General features: G+C 44.0%; 17 protein-coding genes and 1 tRNA gene. 4 read left to right on the forward strand and 14 right to left on the reverse strand.

Annotated elements, in window-relative coordinates; translation table 11 throughout:
• Positions 1-303: 303 nt before the first annotated feature.
• The 3 genes from pgi to BBC0178_RS08380 form a co-directional block, all read right to left on the reverse strand.
• Complete coding sequence (pgi, locus tag BBC0178_RS08370; RefSeq protein WP_078039811.1) at positions 304-1,953, reverse strand: glucose-6-phosphate isomerase; 1,650 nt, start codon at positions 1,951-1,953, stop codon at positions 304-306.
• Positions 1,954-2,335: 382 nt separating this feature from the next.
• A complete protein-coding gene (locus tag BBC0178_RS08375) occupies positions 2,336-5,596 on the reverse strand; it encodes an efflux RND transporter permease subunit (protein WP_078039812.1) in 3,261 nt (1,086 codons plus the stop codon).
• A complete protein-coding gene (locus BBC0178_RS08380) occupies positions 5,596-6,843 on the reverse strand; it encodes an efflux RND transporter periplasmic adaptor subunit (protein ID WP_078039813.1) in 1,248 nt (415 codons plus the stop codon). The genes BBC0178_RS08375 and BBC0178_RS08380 overlap by 1 nt, the downstream gene beginning before the upstream one ends.
• Before the next feature lie 368 nt (positions 6,844-7,211).
• On the opposite strand from BBC0178_RS08380, the gene BBC0178_RS08385 reads away from it, so the two are divergent.
• From BBC0178_RS08385 to BBC0178_RS08400, 4 genes are all read left to right on the forward strand, one after another.
• Entirely contained in the window at positions 7,212-8,696 is a 1,485-nt protein-coding gene (locus BBC0178_RS08385) for an ATP-binding protein (RefSeq protein WP_078039814.1), read from the forward strand.
• 360 nt (positions 8,697-9,056) lie between these two features.
• Positions 9,057-9,133 (forward strand) — tRNA-Arg (locus BBC0178_RS08390).
• 665 nt (positions 9,134-9,798) lie between these two features.
• The gene (locus BBC0178_RS12210) at positions 9,799-10,116 is read left to right on the forward strand and encodes a proline racemase family protein (protein ID WP_078039815.1); all 318 of its coding nucleotides are present in this window, start codon (positions 9,799-9,801) and stop codon (positions 10,114-10,116) included.
• 87 nt (positions 10,117-10,203) lie between these two features.
• On the forward strand, positions 10,204-10,542 hold the full coding sequence (locus BBC0178_RS08400) for a hypothetical protein (protein WP_078039816.1): 339 nt from the start codon (positions 10,204-10,206) through the stop codon (positions 10,540-10,542).
• Positions 10,543-10,961: 419 nt separating this feature from the next.
• On the opposite strand, the gene BBC0178_RS08405 is transcribed toward BBC0178_RS08400, so the two are convergent.
• The 11 genes from BBC0178_RS08405 to BBC0178_RS12335 form a co-directional block, all read right to left on the reverse strand.
• Positions 10,962-11,294: a hypothetical protein gene (locus tag BBC0178_RS08405; RefSeq protein WP_149867455.1), complete on the reverse strand. Its 333-nt coding sequence runs from the start codon at positions 11,292-11,294 to the stop codon at positions 10,962-10,964.
• 358 nt (positions 11,295-11,652) lie between these two features.
• Positions 11,653-12,003 carry a hypothetical protein gene (locus BBC0178_RS08410; protein WP_078039818.1) on the reverse strand — a complete coding sequence of 117 codons (351 nt, stop codon included), beginning with the start codon at positions 12,001-12,003 and terminating at the stop codon, positions 11,653-11,655.
• Positions 12,004-12,349: 346 nt separating this feature from the next.
• Positions 12,350-12,706, reverse strand: a complete 357-nt coding sequence (locus tag BBC0178_RS08415) for a hypothetical protein (protein WP_078039819.1) — start codon at positions 12,704-12,706, stop codon at positions 12,350-12,352.
• Positions 12,707-13,050: 344 nt separating this feature from the next.
• Positions 13,051-13,407 (reverse strand): hypothetical protein, encoded by a 357-nt coding sequence (locus BBC0178_RS08420; RefSeq protein ID WP_078039820.1) that lies wholly within the window; start codon positions 13,405-13,407, stop codon positions 13,051-13,053.
• Positions 13,408-13,753: 346 nt separating this feature from the next.
• Complete coding sequence (locus BBC0178_RS08425) at positions 13,754-14,107, reverse strand: hypothetical protein (RefSeq protein WP_078039821.1); 354 nt, start codon at positions 14,105-14,107, stop codon at positions 13,754-13,756.
• Positions 14,108-14,122: 15 nt separating this feature from the next.
• Positions 14,123-14,353, reverse strand: a complete 231-nt coding sequence (locus tag BBC0178_RS08430) for a hypothetical protein (RefSeq protein ID WP_149867456.1) — start codon at positions 14,351-14,353, stop codon at positions 14,123-14,125.
• A gap of 100 nt (positions 14,354-14,453) precedes the next feature.
• Entirely contained in the window at positions 14,454-14,807 is a 354-nt protein-coding gene (locus BBC0178_RS08435) for a hypothetical protein (RefSeq protein ID WP_078039823.1), read from the reverse strand.
• A 347-nt stretch (positions 14,808-15,154) separates the two neighbouring features.
• The gene (locus BBC0178_RS08445) at positions 15,155-15,508 is read right to left on the reverse strand and encodes a hypothetical protein (protein WP_149867457.1); all 354 of its coding nucleotides are present in this window, start codon (positions 15,506-15,508) and stop codon (positions 15,155-15,157) included.
• A 348-nt stretch (positions 15,509-15,856) separates the two neighbouring features.
• The gene (locus BBC0178_RS08450; protein WP_149867458.1) at positions 15,857-16,210 is read right to left on the reverse strand and encodes a hypothetical protein; all 354 of its coding nucleotides are present in this window, start codon (positions 16,208-16,210) and stop codon (positions 15,857-15,859) included.
• Between the two features lie 1,371 nt (positions 16,211-17,581).
• Positions 17,582-18,943, reverse strand: a complete 1,362-nt coding sequence (locus tag BBC0178_RS08460; protein ID WP_078039828.1) for an aspartate ammonia-lyase — start codon at positions 18,941-18,943, stop codon at positions 17,582-17,584.
• A gap of 14 nt (positions 18,944-18,957) precedes the next feature.
• Positions 18,958-19,320: a helix-turn-helix domain-containing protein gene (locus BBC0178_RS12335; protein WP_149867459.1), complete on the reverse strand. Its 363-nt coding sequence runs from the start codon at positions 19,318-19,320 to the stop codon at positions 18,958-18,960.
• Positions 19,321-19,379: the final 59 nt, after the last annotated feature.

A 19,379-nucleotide genomic window follows, 5' to 3' on the forward strand; every position in this document is an offset into this window, starting at 1 on the left:
AAAAGCCCGCTTCTCGAAGAGATTTTTTACCCCGCCTTCATATTTCTAACGAGCCGGAATTTTCAAAAACCGGATGAGTTATTTTGCTGAAGCTTGAAGAAAGGATGTAGGCAACAGAAAAGCCAGCCTGTCAGATGGCCACCCTAACCCGAAAACGAGCTATTGTCCGAACTTCGAGACAAGTGAAAGAAAAGTAAGACGAAAAATAAAAAGCGCCAGAAAAGATAAAGCGGATATAAAGCCCGAAATAAAGGGAGCGCCTTCTATGACACTGCCTTTAAAATTTTTTCAAACTCAAAAATTTCAGCGTGTGCGGCGCTCTTTGACATAAGCGATCAAACCGCTTGTCGAACTATCGTGGCCGTCAGTACTTTCTTGACCTGAAACCATGGGCAATAATTCATTGGCAAGTTCCTTGCCCAATTCAACGCCCCATTGGTCGAAGGAGTTGATATTCATAAGCGTGCCTTCAACAAATACCCTGTGTTCATAAAGTGCAATCAGCCGCCCCAATGTGAAGGGGGTAAGTTTGTCATGGACGAGCGTCAATGTCGGGCGATTGCCGACAAAGCTTTTATGCGGGGCTAGCCTTTCGGCCTCCGCTTCGCTCATACCACCTTTCATCAACATGGCTTTGGCAGCTTCTTGACTTCTACCGCGCATCAATGCTTCCGATTGGGCAAAACAATTGGCAAGAAGCATGTCATGCTGATGACGCAGGTTTTCTTCATGCCCGTTCACAGCAACAATGAATTCAACCGGTATAATATCGGTTCCCTGATGCAAAAGCTGGAAGAAAGCATGTTGACCGTTGGTTCCCGGTTCCCCCCAAACAACGGGACCTGTTGGCATTGTAACCGGCTTGCCATCAATGGTTACATGTTTGCCGTTCGATTCCATGTCGAGTTGCTGGAGATAGGCGGGAAGACGCGACAGACGTTCCTCATAAGGGATGACAGCGCGTGTCGGATAACCGCAGATGACGCGGTTATAAAAGCCGATCAACCCCAGCCGGACGGCAAGGTTTCGAGAATAAGGTGCGGTGCGGAAATGTTCGTCCATTGCATGGCCGCCGGCGAGAAACTTTCTGAAATTTTCCGGCCCGATTGCCATCATCACCGAAAGGCCGATTGCCGACCAGACGGAATAACGCCCGCCAACCCAGTTCCAGAAGCCGAAAACGCGCGACGGGTCAATGCCGAAATCGGCCACCTTGCCAAGTGCTGTCGAAACCGCCGCAAAATGTTTTGAAACCGCCATCTCGCCCAGTTTTTCGGCAATCCACTGGCGCGCAACACGCGCATTGGTCATGGTTTCGGCTGTGGTGAAGGTTTTGGAAGAAATAATAATCAATGTTGTTGCCGGATCAAGCCGCGACAATGTATCGGCAATATCGGCACCATCGACATTGGAGACAAAGTGGCAATTCGGCCCGTCATGATAAGGTTTTAGGGCAAGCGTTGCCATTTTCGGCCCGAGATCGGAACCGCCGATACCGATATTGACAACATCGGTAATCTTGCCGCCATGTTCTCCTTTCAAGGCACCGGAGCGCACCCCTTCACAGAATTTTTCCATATGCGAGAGAACCGACTGCACATCCTCGACAATGTTTTTGTCGCCAAGCATAATTGTGCTTCCCTCCGGTGCACGCAATGCAACGTGAAGAACCGCACGATTTTCGGTCAGATTGATCGCCTCGCCGTTAAACATGGCCTCGCGCCGCTCTTTCAAACCGGCAGCATCGGCAAGATTATCAAGAAGCTCCAAGGTTTTCGCTGTAACCCCGCATTTGGAAAAATCGAACAGCAAATCATCAAGCCGCAATGAAAAGTGCTCGAAACGCTGCGGGTCATTTTTAAAAAGTGAGCGAATATCGCCAAGCTCCGGATCTTTTGCATGGGTTTTCAATGCGTTAAAAGCGGCGCGGAATTTTTCTTCGTTGCGGAACATGGCAAGCTACCCTCCATTGTATAAATAGAATTTAAGATGAAACATAGTGAAGTAAAAGAGGTAAAATCGCCTTTATCCATTTCGCTTGAAAGAAAGTTCAACTTCACTGAAAAATAAACTCGACGGGGCTTTAACGAGAGCCCTTTATCGCACCATTAAAGGCCGGTTTTCTTGAGGCTCCCGATGGACGACCGGCAAGGCCGCCAACAAACCAGCAAAATAGCTTATCTCTTATCTCTATTATCCTGCCCGCGCTTTTTGTGTTTATCGTTTGCTTTTATCATCGCCGCTTGAGCGGAGTAAGACGATTTTAAAATTGCTCCCCTTTAAATGCGAGTGCATCACCGCGCTTTTTTTGTTTGTCTCCTGTTTCGCTCGTCATTCAGCCGGTTGTTTTGGCATTTTGTGCGGCATCGAGTTCCTCCTCAAGCTCGAAATCCTCTTCGGCTTTCGGGCGGATAAAGCGGCCAAGCAAGAGATAGGTAACAGGTGTCACATAAAGCGTTGCAATGGTTGCAAGGCCCAGCCCGCCGACAATCACAAAGCCCAAAGAAATTCTCGCTTCCGCACCCGCCCCGCTTGCAAGGATCAGCGGTACACCGCCAAGAATGGCGCAAATCATTGTCATTGATACCGGCCGCAAACGTATATTGGCAGCATTTTCCACTGCCTCGCGCAAAGTCTGGTTGCGGTTTCTGAGCTGATCGGCAAATTCGACAATCAGAATACCGTTTTTGGCCATAATACCGACAAGCAGCACCAGCCCGATCTCGCTATAGACATTCAGGCTTACCCCGCTCACCATCATGGCAAAAACGGCGCTGCCAAGGCCGAGCGGCACTGTTGCCATAACAATGAGGCCGGAAATGAAACTTTCAAATTGTGCGGCAAGAACAAGAAGAATAATGACCAATGCAAAGCCGAAGACGATAATGAGACCGGAAGAGGTTTCGCTCAATGTGGCAGCCTCGGCAAGCGGAATGATATAGCTTCCTGCAGGCAATATGGGTCTTGCAAGGTCAAGTGCCTGCTCAAAAGCTTCACCGAGGGCAAAACCCGGTGCAAGACTTGCCGTCAAGGCAATGGAGCGCATACGCGATTCCCGCCCGAGTTCAGGCGGTACCGGCTTTTCTTTAACTGTTGTCACCACCGACATCGGCACGAAACGGTCGTCTGCCGTTTTCATGAAAATATTTTCAAGATCGGTCGGGTCATTAACGGGTGTGCTATTCGACACAAGCTTCACATCATAGGAGCGGTCGCCAATATAGACCGAGCCGATTTTGCGCCCGTCCAGCATGGATTGCACGGCATTGGCAAGTCCGGTAATGTCAATACCGAGATCGGTTGCCCTTTCGCGATTAATGTCAATGAACAATTGCGGCTGCGTTGCTTCAACACTCAAGCGCGGCTGGACAAAACGCGGGTCCTCCTGCATTTTCCTGACCAGCGCATCGGCAACCGGCTGGAGTTTGGCGTAATCGGTGCCGAGAATTGCAAATTGCAAGCCCTGTCCTGCTCCTCTGATACCGAGCGAATTGCCTTCCGCCGCAATGACACGCACGGCCGGAAAACCCTTCATAATTTGATTGATTTCCTGAACAATTTCCTGCTGGCTGCGGTGACGCTCACCCCAGGGAGCAAGATTGAGCATGAGAAAACCGTTATTGGACGAGCCGAAAGTGCCTGATACCGCATAGGTATTGATGATTTCGCCCCTTTCTTTGAACGGCAAAAGCGCATCCTCGATTTTGCGCATTTCATCATTGAGATAATCGACAGAAATTCCTTGTGGCCCGTTAATGCGCAAAAACACCTGTGCGCGGTCTTCCGACGGGGTCAGTTCCTGCCGCAAAGTGAGGTAGCCACCCGCACTTAGGATAACAAAGCCGATCGAAAGCAAAACCACAATCCACGGATGGTCAAGAGCACGGTGCAAGCTGCGGGCATAGAAGTTCTGTAATGCATGGGCAAATTTCAAAAGCAATGCCGGTTTGGAATGCCCGCCGCTTAGGCCCTCCTGCTCGTTATTTTCCCGAACGCTCTGGTTTTCCTGAACGCGCCGGTTTTCCTCACCGTTTAAATTTTCCTCATTATCGGCAACGGCTCCGGCAGGCTTTTTGACATCTTTCAGAAATCTTGAAGCAAGCATCGGGCAAAGTGTCAAAGCCACAATTGCCGAAAGCAGAATGGCAATTGCCAGCACAAAACCGAATTCACGGAAAAGCCCGCCTGCCTGACCCGGCAAAAAGGAAATCGGCACGAAAACCGCAACAAGCGTCAGTGTTGTCGCAATCACGGCAAAAAACACTTCTCTTGTGCCAATGACCGCCGCAGCCCTCGGCCCTGCGCCAAGATTGCGGTGACGCACAATATTTTCCAGAACGACAATCGCATCGTCAACCACCAGACCGGTCGCAAGAACAAGTGCAAGGAGGGTTAAAATATTGACCGAAAAACCGGCAAGATAAATGGCGGCAAATGTGCCGATCAAGGCGACGGGAATAGAAAGGGCGGGAATGAAAGTGGCGCGCAAATCCCACAAAAACAGAAAAATGATAACCACAACGCTTAAAACCGCAACAATAAGCGCCACCTCGACTTCGTGAATAGCGCCTTTGATGAAGCTTGCATCGTCACTTGTAATGGTAATATGCACGCCTTCAGGAAGTGTTTTGTTGAGATTGTCAACGGCCGACCTTATTCCTTCGGAAATATCGAGTGTGTTTGATTGTGCCTGCCGCACAATACCAAGCCCGACACCGGGTTTGCCATTGACCCGTACAATCGAGGTTTCCACATCCGGCCCCAGAGTGACATTGGCAATATCGCCGATACGGACGCGATTGTTGAGATAGACATTTTCGAATTCTTCCGGCGTGGAAATATTGGCAGTTGCTCTCACCACCAGCGCCTGACTGGAACTTCTGAGCGAACCGGCCGGCGCATCAAGTGCCATATCGGAAAGTGTTTTCGTGACATCGGCGATGGTCAGGCCGTAACTTGCGAGTTTCGCCGGATTAATGTCTATTCTGAAAATCTTGTCACGGTCGCCATTGACCTGCACATCTGCAACACCGGAAACGGCCGAAAGTGTGTCGACAATCTGGTCTTCAGTCAAAACCGTCAAATCATCGACACTCATTGTTGTTGACGTTACGGCAAGGCGCATCACCGCATCGGCATTGGAATCGGCCTTGATGATGCGGGATGAATCAGCATCATCGGGTAAATCATTGGTAACACGCGAAATGGCATCGCGAATATCGGCTGCCGCCACATTAAGATCAACGCCGTCATTAAATTCGACCGTTACCCGCGAGCGGGCAAAAGAAGAACGCGAGGAAATGGTTTTGACACCTGAAACACGCGCCACAGCATCTTCAAGTTTCTGGGTGATTTCACGGTCGATTGTTTCTGCCGCCGCGCCATCGAAATCGGTTGAAACGGTTACCACCGGACGGTCAACATCCGGCAATTCGCGCACATCAATGCCCTGAAGTGCGGCAAGCCCCGCCACCATGATGAGCACATTGAGCACAAAGGCCGAAACCGGCCGGCGGATAAAAAGCGCAACCAGCCCGCCTTTATCCTTTTCGCGCTCCTTTTCGTGTTCACCGGATTTTTGAGAAGCGCCTGCCATTACCGGTTTGCTCCCTCAGGGGCTTTCTTTTCGTATCCCTTCACTTCCGGAGGTTCACCGGCGGCTTTCTTGGCTTCATCCGAAGTCCCTTCAGTTGCTTTTTCATGGTGTCCACTATTGCCACCCGATTGAGCCGAATGATCATTCTGATTGCCAAGAGAAACGTCTTTTCCGGCCTCTTTTACGCCCTCATCCGGCAAAATATCGACGGTACTTTTATCTTGCAGATTTTGCACGCCCTTGGTGACAACAAGATCTCCTTTTTGAAGTGCACCAGTGACCAGCACCGAATCCGCATTGCGCTGGACAATGCCGACACGCACATGTTCCACAACTCCATTTTTCACCCGCCAGACATAGGCACCCTCGGCGTTCCACTGGATTGCGAGCGGGTCGACGGCCGGATAAGGGTCACCTGGAAAAGCAAGCGACACAGAAAAAGACATGCCCGACTGGAGCACACCGGAGGCATTATCGACTTCCGCACGAATGCGCAAAGTGCGGCTTTGCTCGTCGATCATATTGTCAATGGCGCTGATGCGGCCGACAAATTCTTCACCGGGGCGGGCAATAGATGTGGCTTTGACTTGTTGGTCGATTTTAATGAGCGGGGCAAAACGTTCCGGCACCCACACGTCGATCAGAATATGGTCGCGATTATCAATGCGGGCGATTGTTGTATCGGATGTCACGTAATTTCCCGCGTCAACCGGCAAAATGCCGACAATGCCGCTTACCGGCGCGCGGATTGTGCGCCGATCAGCTGCAAGCTCGGCATCGCGCAGTGCAAGCCTTGCCTTGTCGAGAGCGAGTTTTGCCGACAATTCCTGCACTTCGGTAGCCGTATTGGAGGCACGCAACTTCACCGTTCTTGCCATGGTCAATTCCGCATCATTGACTTCCACTTTGGCGCGCTCGACGGCGATTTCTTCATTATCGGAATCAAGCTTTGCAACCGGATCGCCGACATTAACGTGCATTCCCGCACTCACATAAATCTTGTCCATCACACCGCTAGACCAGGGGGTGACGGCAACGGTTGCAAGTGCTCTACCCGTGCCGATGGCGCTTAAACGGTCATTAATCAGCTTTTGGCTTACCGGTTTTACAACCACCTCGTTTGTTTTCGGGGCCGATGCTGAGCTGTGCCCGACATTTTTCCCGTTCTTTAATCCCTGCCAGACAAACAGGCCGACGATAATGAGACCAATAATAACAACAAGAGCAATTTTCGACGGGCGTTTCATCGCGCTGCTTTCATCAAAGGATGAGAAAATCGGACAGATTATTATCCGATATTGTTTTTTGTCACTCTGTTTTAATATCTTCTACCAATTTTAACATTCCTCAGAGTCTCGTGAAACGGGGTTTAGATTATTGCCCCGATTTTAATCATGTTCATTCATGCAAAATCTGCAATTTTTAGTCCAGTTAATTTTCGGTAATATTAGAGCGATCACAAATAGCGAACGCATAGTGCAAAAAACAATTTGTTCTTAATCAAGGATTTTTATAGAGTGAATTGGAATTGCGGGTTTTATAGGGCAAAACTGACTCGTTATAGGTCAAACCGACGCGACATTTTGCCGTGAGGACAGTCGTCCAAAGAGGTCGAATGGCTAAAGAAGAAACAAGCGGTAAACAAGCACCGACATCGGCAGGCCTGTCGCTTCAACATGAGCATGAACAAATACCGTTCCACCGGCGTATGCGTGTGCGCCTCATATTGCTCATTACGCTTTCGGTTTTCATCACGGAAATTATGGTTTTCATGCCCTCTATTGCCAGCATGCAACAAAGCTGGCTTGAAGACCACCACCAGTCGGCCAAAGCCATCAGCATGATTCTGGCTTCAAGCCCCGAAATCACCTTAAGCCCGAATTTGCAGAAAAATGTTCTGACCGCCACCGACGCATTGGCTATCAGTATTGTTAAAAATAACCAAAAATATAATTTTGCCACCTCGCCGGATTTGACAAAAGTCAATGAAACAATCAACCTTCCCGATTATAGCGAAACCAAGGCGCTGCTTGACTCTCTCTCGACGCTCTATTTTGGCGGCAATAATATTCTGCTCCTTCGCGGTCCTATCGAAGGAACAGATATTACACTTGAAGTAACAGTTGCAGACGCGAAATTGCGTGAGGCAATGATTGACTTTTCGTGGCATTTTATTGTCATCTCACTTACCATTGCGATTGTTGCGGCAACAACGATTTACTTGATTGTGCATGAACTTCTGGTGCGCCCTTTACAGAATATCTACACCAATATGCTGGATTTTGTGATGGAACCGCATAATCCGAGCAAAATCCTTGTTCCGGAAGCGCGGCGCGACGAACTCGGTATCACGCAGAAACGTATTTCGGTTATCGAAAGCGAATTGCAAAAAAGCTATGCCCACCAGAAACATCTCGCCAATCTCGGGCTTGCGGTTTCAAAAATCAATCATGATATGAGGAATATTCTGGCTTCTGCTCAATTGATGTCGGATCACCTTGCCGATGCAAAAGACCCTATGGTGAAGAAGATCGCGCCAAAACTCATCCGTGCGATCGACCGCGCCGTCACTTATAGCCAGACCGTCATCACTTACGGGCGCACACAGGAAGAAGCACCAAAGCGCAAAACACTTCTCCTACACGATCTTGTCGAAGACGTATTTGAATCGCTCACTCTTCCAGGTTCCGATCAGGTCGAATTTATTGATTCCGTCCCCTTTGATATGACCATTGATGCGGATGAAGAACAGCTCCACCGTGTCATCACCAATTTATGCCGCAATGCTGTTCAGGCAATGCTGGAGCGGGAAGACGGCGAAAATTTCCAGAAAAAACTCACCATTAGCGGACACCGAATCGACAATGTAGCCGTTATCGATGTCGTAGACACCGGCCCCGGTTTGCCGGCAAAAGCAAAAGAACACCTGTTTTCACCATTTCAGGGCTCGACCAGCCGCAATGGTTCGGGTTTGGGGCTGACAATATGCGAAGAGCTTATCCATGCTCTTGGTGGCACCATTACACTCATTGAAAACGAACAGGAGGGCGCGCATTTTGAAATCCGCGTTCCCGATCTCCCCTCACATAGCGAAGAATGAGAAAGAAAGCGAAAAATGACAGGGGAGCGAAAAACTAAGCCGGAACAGCGATTTATTGCGTTTATGACAACAAATCATCATGGCTTTCACGAAGCCTTGCGATGTTAGAAAAAGCTTCACTCTATCGTTTTGCCAATATGAAACGCCAATAACGAATTTTTGCTTTCAACCTGCGAAAGGCTGGAATTTCGCATTTATATGGGCGAATGAACAACAAGAATGAACAAAAAAATAAAATCTTCTCTTGCATTTCTTTCGCGAACCAATTAGGAAACCGCTTGTCAGTCGATTGAAGATATTCGAAACCGGATGTCGACGAGGAGACTGGCTGGAAACATCATTTCGGTGGTTTTCAAAAATGCACCCGTAGCTCAGCTGGATAGAGCACCAGACTACGAATCTGGGGGTCAGGAGTTCGAATCTCTTCGGGTGCGCCATTTAAATTTTGGCATTTCACTATAGCTTCCAAACACCAAACTTTTCCATTTTTAAAAACAAACACCAGTCTCTACTATTTTTTAAAAATATGTGAGGGGAATTGCTTTTGATTGATATTGCTTTCAATCAATCATGATTTGAAACTATCCTCCCAATTTCCTTCAAAAGGCTTGCCGTCCGAAATTCTGTTGTCTTTCCGAACCAGAGTGGAAAAACAGCATTTTGTTTATTGTATTTAAAAACAAGCGAGACTGATCAATCACACTCATCATGAGCGCTTTTAAGTGGATGTTCCCTCTTCCTTTTTATGACGGCTCATGGTCGTGATGGGCACCTTTTCCTTGCCTTACTCCCCTGATCAATGTGAAATGATTTCAAAAACTGCTCATATTACTCTCTGCTAAGCGACGCACGAAGAAGCCATTATGAAATAGGCTCTAACCGCCTTTTTCAAAATGGATAAACTTCTTTTCCTTTTCCATAACGTCTCGCCGGCGTTTCTGAGGATAGCGCTTTTATGCCAGCCGTTTTTTCCATCTGTGGCGCTTATAACTATTGATGAAATACGGTCGAAGATGCGCCCTTTCTCGTCTGTCCCCAAGAAGAAAATCCCCCATTATTCAGGTTCCTTAAAGCAAACCCGCAATCGCTGTTAAAAATATAGATGACCGGCTGTTCAGCGAGAATGGCTGTCCTTTACGTATGCGGAAAAATGAAGGTCGGTGATAAATTTGCGGGGACATCAATCATTGAGACCAAATTCCCTTGCAGAACTGATAGTGTTGGAGAGAACAACGGTAAACCGACAATAAACCCGATCATATCCGGCGGGAATTGGGTTGTCGGAATAGATTATCTTATTTGGTTGCAGCCCGACTGGTTTATAATTCTGCAACAAAACGGTAGAAAAAACCGACGAAACCTAGTTTCGTCTTCCCAAAGCAATTTAATTTATTCTTTTGTTATACCAAGATGTTTCTAAAATTTTGGTGCAATAAATTGTTGTTTGAATATGTTACACTCTATACAATAGAAATTGCACTTATCAATCCAACTGAGAGAAAAGCCAATGCGTAAGTTGCTTATACTGGCACCGCTTTTCGTGCTTTTGGGCGGCTGTTGGCTTTCAACCAATATCCCTGCTAAAATACAGGAAGCATGGCGAGGTCGGCCAATCAGTGATTTACAAAAAGCCATCGGGCCAGGTGGTGGTTTCAGCGTGGATGAAAAGGGCGAAAAATATTATTACCGACAAAAAGAAGGCAACTTCTTAGTAGGTGGTTCAGGTAATCCGCTCGGGGGGTATGCTACTAAATCATGTGAATTGCGTGTATATGTTGATAATGAGGACAAGATCACAAGATTTGTCACTTATAATAAAGGACTGAATTGCGCTCATTATAATTAGGATTTGAAGTAGTGGGTTTATCTACATTTATAAGGGCTTTCGCGTAGCAACATGCAGTCACGTGACTTCATCGCGCTAAAGTCACCACCATGAATGTATCTCGTCTTTAAAGGGTTAAGTCTTTGCCCAAGTACAACTTTATTCTGACAACGCCTCTAAAGGCCATGAAAATAACTCAGAATTATGGGTGATATGTCACATGACACCCTAGTCGTTCACAAAGCTTTTCGCTTTTTTTTACCATAGCCGGTTTTTCTTGAGACGACGTCGCAGTGGTTTGTTGACAAGCGGTGAGGAAGAGACCTGAAACGATGAAAACAAATATAGTTATTGCACGTTTTTTCATTTTAACAACAGCCCTAATAAAGACAATTTTTCTACATGCTGAATAAATTAAAAACCAACCGATAACAACTGTTCTACTTTAGCGCGTCTTTAAAACCAAAAGCGCAATTAGCTCCTCTCGAATAAGTATCCAGCCTTGTGATTTTGCCGTGCTCGTCATAAAACGCGCGGGCTTCACAATAAGCTAACTCATATCCTGTAGGTGTACTTTTTTGAAAAGATCGTTCCCAGTATACATATTTTTCTCCCTTTTTATTTTGTGCAACATGGAATGGGCCTAACCGTTTAATGATATTTTCGATAGGTTGCCCACGCCATTTATCTTGAATTTCCTGACTAAAGTTGAGAGAAAGCCAACAGCCACTCAGCATAAAGACGACACATAAAAGAGATAAAAATTTTCTCATTGAATCTTCACCTTGGATTATTTTTTGATAATATCATTTTCATGCATGAACGACACTTGTAAGAACTTTCGCTTATTATCTCATTGCCCTTATCGGCAACAGTAATGCGCAAAGTAGAACCTTCATGGCTCAAGCAAAATGCATTACACACTCGATAAATACCATAACCGTGGGCAGAATACTGAATTCTACTTGTTATTTCTTGTTAATTGGCGTCATAAGCTTCAAAATAGTAATTAACGCTCAATGCCAAACAACCGCCAACCTTTATCCCTAACCGAATGATCAGCGGTTGTTTTGTTTTTCATTTCAATTTCCTCAAAAAATATACGAATTGTAAAATACAATTTATACTTTTTTAATAAGCGCCCCTCGCCTCACAAATGGGAACTTTTGGATTATGAAAGTTTCTACAAGACTTTATCGCTCTGGTTCCATCCTTAGGCAAATATCCTTGATCTTCCATACAAAACAATTTTTGAAAGACGATATTCTCTCTAACATGTATGTCAAGTTTTGGATCATCTCGATAACGTTCGTCACATTTGTCATATGCTTCAGATATTTCTTCTGGTGTTGCGCCTGGCTTTTGATACCATTGACTAGCAGATGGTGGGCCGTGATCTACATAACCATCCTTAAACACACCACAACCACTAAAAACACTTAATGAAGACAAGCACAATAATAGAACAATTTTTTTCTTCATCTTTGTTTCCACATTTTAAAACGAGCGTCTTTAAACTTTTGTATTTGTAGATATTACAGAATTATAATTATCGCCACAACCAAGCTGTTGGTCTCTAGCAGCTATAGATAGAGAAACCACGCTTCCCAACAAAACTGCCAAACATATTAAGCCATTCCAACATCATACTACTACCAGAAGCCCCCACATCGTGGCCGAATTGTCACCAATGACCCCTCCGACAAAATCATACTTATGAAAGTACAAAATCATATCGTCTTTTTTACCAGCACTCAATTTGTTCAATAAATTGACAGTTTATTGTGCATGAGCTGCTGGGCCAGAGCTCAATAATTACTCCAATATTTTAATTATAAGCGCCCCTCGCCTCACAAATGGGAACTTTTGGATTATGAAAGTTTCTACACGCATCTATCGCTCTGGTTCCACTCTTTGGAAAATATCCTTGATCTTCCATACAAAACCTTTGTTTAAAAATGTTATTCTGTCTAACATTTGAGTCAAGTTTTGGATCATCTGGATAGCGTTCTTCACATTTGTAATATGCATCAGCTATTTCTTCCTGTGTTGCACCTGGCTTTTGAAACCATGCAGGACCAGATAGTCGAGGTTGAGCTACATAATCAGGGTCGAACACACTACCACAACCACTAAAAACACTTAATGAAGACAAGCATAGTAATGTAATAATTTTATTCTTCATATTTGTTTCCACATTTTAAAACGAGCGTCCTTGAGCTTTGACAATTTTAGATTTTGCAGGACCATAAGCATCATCACAATCAAGCTGTTGGTCTCTAGCAGCTATAGATAGAGAAACCACGCTTCCCAACAAAACTGCCAAACATATTAAGCCAATTCGACAACATACTATCACCAGCCCCCCTACATCGTGGCCGAATTGCCACCAATGAGCCCCCAACAAAATCATACTTATGAAAGTACAAAGTCATTTCATCTTTTTTACCAGCACTCAATTTGTTCAATAAATTGACAGTTGGTTATGCATGAGCTGCTGGGCCAGAGCTCAATAATTACTCCATTATTTTAATTATAAGCGCCCCTTGCCTCACAAATAGGAACTTTTGGATTATGAAAGTTTTTACACGCATCTATCGCTCTGGTTCCACTCTTTGGAAAATATCCTTGATCTTCCATACAAAACCTTTGTTTAAAAATGTTATTCTGTCTAACATTTGGGTCAAGTTTTGGATCATCTGGATAGCGTTCTTCACATTTGTAATACGCATCAGCTATTTCTTCCTGTGTTGCGCCTGGCTTTTGAAACCATGCAGGACCAGATAGTCGAGGTTGAGCTACATAATCAGGGTCGAACACACTACCACAACCACTAAAAACACTTAATGAAGACAAGCACAGTAATAGAACAATTTTTTTCTTCATCTTTGTTTCCACATTTTAAAATTAGCGTCCTTGAGCTTTGATAATTTTAGATTGTGCAGAACCATAAGTATCACCACAACCAAGCTGTTGGTCTCTAGCAGCTATGAATAGAGAAACCACGCTTTCCAACAAAACTGCCAAACATATTAAGCCATTCCAACATCATACTACTACCAGAAGCCTCCCACATCGTGGCGGAATTGCCACCAATGAGCCCCCAACAAAATCATACTTATGAAAGTACAAAGTCATTTCATCTTTTTTACCAGCACTCAATTTGCTCAATAAATTGACAGTTTATTGTGCATGAGCTTCTGGGCCAGAGCTCAATAATTACTCCATTATTTTAATTATAAGCGCCCCTTGCCTCACAAATGGGAACTTTTGGATTATGAAAGTTTTTACACGCATCTATCGCTCTGGTTCCACTCTTTGGAAAATATCCTTGATCTTCCATACAAAACCTTTGTTTAAAAATGTTATTCTGTCTAACATTTGGGTCAAGTTTTGGATCATCTGGATAGCGTTCTTCACATTTGTCACTTGCTTCAGATATTTCTTCCGGTGTTGCGCCTGGCTTTTGAAACCATGCAGCACGAGATGGTGGGCCGTGATCTACATAACCATCCTTAAATACACCACAACCACTAAAAACACTTAATGAAGACAAGCATAATAATAGAACAATTTTTCTATTCATTTTTGTTTCCACATTTTAAAACGAGCGTCCTTGAGCTTTGATAATTTTAGATTTTGCAGGACCATAAGTCATCCCACAATCACTCTTTCCAAGACCATAACAACTATGAACAGAGTAGTGTTTGCCATCAAGATCAAACATACCGCCAATTGCTTTTAATTGGTTATACCCCTCGAGTGCCCCATACATTGTTGCAGGATTGCCACCAATGAGCCCACCAACAAAATCATACTTATGAAAGTACAAAATCATCTCGTCTTTTTTACCAGCACTCAATTTGTTCAATAAATTGACAGTTTATTGTGCATGAGCTGCTGGGCCAGAGCTCAATAATTACTCCATTATTTTAATTATAAGCGCCTCTCGCCTCACAAATGGGAACTTTTGGATTATGAAAATTTCTACAAGACTTTATCGCTCTGGTTCCATCCTTAGGCAAATATCCTTGATCTTCCATACAAAATCTTTGTTTAAAGTGGATATTCAGTCTAACATTTGGGTCGATTTTTAGATCATCTGGATAGCGTTCTTCACATTTGTCATTTGCTTCAGATATTTCTTCCGGTGTTGCGCCTGGCTTTTGATACCATTGACTAGCAGATGGTGGGCCGTGATCTATATAACCATCCTTAAATACACCACAACCACTAAAAACACTTAATGAAGACAAGCATAGTAATGTAATAATTTTATTCTTCATTTTTGTTTCCACATTTTAAAACGAGCGTCTTCAAACTTTTGTATTTGTAGATATTACAGAATTATAATTATCGCCACAACCAAGCTGTTGGTCTCTACCAGCTATGAATAGAGAAACCACGCTTCCCAACAAAACTGCCAAACATATTAAGCCATTCCAACAGCATACTACTACCAGAAGCCCCCCACATCGTGGCGGAATTGCCACCAATGAGCCCTCCAACAAAATCATACTTATGAAAGTACAAAATCATCTCGTCTTTTTTACCAGCACTCAATTTGTTCAATAAATTGACAGTTTATTGTGCATGAGCTGCTGGGCCAAAGCTCAATAATTACTCCAACAGTTTAATTATAAGCGCCCCTCGCCTCACAAATGGGAACTTTTGGATTACGAAAATTTTTACAAGACTTTATCGCTCTGGTTCCATCCTTAGGCAAATATCCTTGATCTTCCATACAAAACAATGTTTGAAAGGCGATATTCTGTCTAACATTTGGGTCGAGCTTTATATCATCTGGATAGCGTTTTTCACATTTGTCATTTGCTTCAGATATTTCTTCCGGTGTTGCGCCTGGCTTTTGATACCATTGACTAGCAGATGGTGGGCCGTGATCTACATAACCATCCTTAAACACACCACAACCACTAAAAACACTTAATGAAGACAAGCATAATAATAGAACAATTTTTCTATTCATATTGGTTTCCACATTTTTAAACGAGCGTCTTTAAACTTTGGTATTTGTAGATATTACAGAATTATAATTATCGCCACAATCAAGCTGTTGGTCTCTAGCAGCTATAGATAGAGAAACCACGCTTCCCAACAAAACTGCCAAACATATTAAGCCATTCCAACATCATACTACTACCAGAAGCCCCCACATCGTGGCCGAATTGCCACCAACGAGCCCCCAACAAAATCCCGATTATGAAGTTACAAAGTCATTTCATCTTTTTTACCAACACTCAATTTGTTCAATAAATTGACAGTTTATTGTGCATGAGCTTCTGGGCCAGAGCTCAATAATTATTACTCCATTATTTTAATTATAAGCGCCCCTCGCCTCACAAATGGGAACTTTTGGATTATGAAAGTTTCTACAAGACTTTATCGCTCTGGTTCCATCCTTAGCAAAATATCCTTGATCTTCCATACAAAATATTCGTTTAAAAATGATATTCTGTCCAACATTTGGGTCAAGTTTTGGATCATCTGGATAGCGTTCTTCACATTTGTAATATGCATCAGCTATTTCTTTCGGTGTTGCGCCTGGCTTTTGATACCATGCAGCCGCAACTGGTGGGCCGTGATCTATATAACCAGGCTCAAACACACCACAACCACTAAAAACACTTAATGAAGACAAGCATAGTAATAGAACAATTTTTCTATTCATATTGGTTTCCACATTTTTAAACGAGCGTCCTTGAGCTTTGATAATTTTAGATTTTGCAGGACCATAAGTATCACACCAGAGCCGGGTAATGGGGTTTAAGCGCCGAAGAGCTGCAGAAACTTTTTAATTGCCTCAAAAACTCGGCATAAAACACTAGCAAAAAACCAAGGTGTCAATCTATAAAAGTAAAAATGTCTCAAATATTTTTTATTATGCGAGGCTATAATAATGGCATGAACAGCCGACAGAAGACGAACGTTAAAGCGGTTTCATACCGACATTTTTCCTTATTGTCATAAGCTATAACAGCTAAAGCACACAACAAAACAGGTCCATAATAATGAACATCAGTATTGGATAAGACTCCTGTTTCTCCACGTTTATCAAGTGCTGCCCTTGCAAATAAATCATGCCATTGAACCACGGCTATGCGCATAATTTTTCCAGACGTTGCAAGTCCTATTGTTCACCACAACCTATCAAAGCAGTACTAGAATTTGTCATAGACCGAAATTCATTTTCGAGTATTTCCTGATAATCAGAAACCATTATTTCAGGGATAAACGAATTGGTTCTTTGGAAAAAACGGAAATATATAGAAGCATCAACAGCACCAGTACGCTGATGAGCATATTCGGCTGACAAATGAAGTTACTATTTTTTTGATTCCGAAGGCTGATTGCAGCATCTCTATTCGGTTATGAAACGCAATTGATGGTAAAGGAAACGAATTGAATATGTTAAACGTGAGTGAGGCCAACTAAAACCCGCCTGAGTAAATAACTCAATGAGGTTTCCCATCAGTTAGGTATCCAGTAATTATCTCTTTTTATCCCATGTTTCTTATCATATTCATACAATGCAGGGTTTACTATATATGTAAGTTTGTTCAAATTTCCTATAGTCGGGCATCTAACGCTTCCTGATTCAAGAATATCTTCCTCATAATAAATGCTTTGAATGATATCTTGTTCATTAGTCTTTGCTACAACCCTACATGTATCTCTATTAGATCTTTTCATATCAGTTGATCCTATATGGCTCTGACTAACTGATGCATAAACCCATTTTTCTTCTCCCCATACCCAAATACCTAAACGTTGGTCATCTGGGCTACCCAAGTAGCGGTTTAAGGTTGAGGCAGGTTACCCACAAAAGTTTGCAATATATCACGTTCGCTATCTGGTCTAGGACGATCCGGGTATTGAGACTCAAATCTGCTGTGGTGAGCTCCACATCCATACAGCACAACAATTGCCAGTAGGCTAATAAATAAGTTTTTATAATACATTATACCCTCAATCTATTCTGAAGATCCTTATATAGGGGCTTCGAGATTATTGACCATTCTGGCATTTTCATAAACGTATTTCAGATGAATTTTTCAGCATTTATTTCCTTATGCTTTTTAAGTGCCTCTGAAAAACTCAGGTCATTTTGAATAATTTCCTTAGCCAGCTGTGCAGCCTTTTCATAGCCTATTTGTTGTGACATGGCCGTGACCATTGCTGTGCTGGATTCCAAAAATTCAAGACAGATATTTTTGTTAGCGGTTATCCCTGCAACGCATTTTTCAGCAAGTATATGAATGGCATTAGACATGAATTCCATCGATTCCAGAATTTTGAACGCAATAATCGGCTCCATCGCGTTGAGCTGCAATTGTCCGGCTTCAGCGGCAAGTGTGATGATCTGGTCATTGCCCATGACCAGAAAAGCCGTCTGATTGGCGACCTCTGGAATGACAGGATTGATTTTACCGGGCATGATCGATGATCCGGGTTGCATTGCCGGCAGGTTGATTTCATGGAGTCCGCCTCGTGGGCCGCTTGAAAGCAAACGCAGGTCATTGCATATTTTCGATAAATTGATCGCAGTCCGTTTCAAAGCACCTGAAATCGAAACAAAAGCGCCCATATCCCAACTTGCCGCGATCTTATCCGGTGTCTGCTCGAGTGATAACCCTGTTGCTTCAGACAGTTCTTCCACAATTGATTTTTGATATTCGGGCTTCGCATTGATGCCGGTTCCAATGGCTGTTCCGCCAAGATTGACTTTTTGAACGAGTAAAACGGCTTGTTTGATGAGGCTGATGTCTTGCTCGAGTGTAGAAGCGAAAGCCTGAAACTCTTCACCCAGCGTCATAGGAACGGCGTCCTGCAATTGTGTGCGTCCAACCTTCTTTATGTCTTTGAACTCGACGCCTTTTTCCTTGAACCTTGCACATAAAACAGAAATGGATTTCACCAGTCTTTCATGAGTGAACAAGATGGCCAGACGGACGGCTGTCGGATAAACGTCGTTTGTCGACTGTGACATGTTGACATCATCATTGGGATGAAGTGCCTGATATTGTCCCCTCTTTTCGCCCATGATCTCAAGGCCGCGATTGGCGATGACCTCATTCATATTCATGTTTGTGGACGTGCCGGCTCCCCCTTGTATAAGATCAATAGGAAACTGGTCGAGATGATCGCCCTTGATGATTTCGTCACAAACCTGACAAATAATTTCTCCCTTTTTTCGATCAAGCAGTCCAAGACGCATATTCACTTTCGCTGCCGACCACTTGATATAGGCCAGACTTTTAATCAAATCAGGGAAACGGCTAATGGGTTGTCCTGAAATCGGGAAGTTGTTAATTGCTCTCGTTGTCTGAGCCCCGTAATAGGCTGTGGCAGGTACAGTTACAGTTCCCAATGTATCCGTTTCAGTTCGTAATTGTAGTGTCATGATAATAGCTCTTTTTAGTGAAGGATTTGGTTCAAAAACTCGCGCGCACGGTCGGTTTTCGGTGATTTAAAAAATGTCTCAGGTGTGTCTTCCTCAACGATTGCGCCGTGATCCATAAATACAATGCGGTCGGCAACCTTTCGGCGAGCAAAGCCCGTTTCGGGATCAAGAACCGGACCGACAACTATCTTTCTTGCGTCTTCTACGCGGCGTAAAAATCCCTGTGCTGCAAGGTTAGCGACAATCCGGTGAGTTGTATTCAAAGGCAGCTTCAGTTCCTCTGAAATTTCAGTGGTAGAGACAGCTCTGAGAGAACTGGCAACATAATCCAAAACAGCAAACACAGGTTCGAATGGTTTGTCTGTATTTTTAACCACTGAATTGCTCCTCCACCCAATAATTTCGAATTAGCATATTTCGAAGAGAAATACGACTT

Source organism: Ditibartonella apihabitans (assembly GCF_002007485.1).
GTDB lineage: Bacteria > Pseudomonadota > Alphaproteobacteria > Rhizobiales > Rhizobiaceae > Bartonella > Bartonella apihabitans.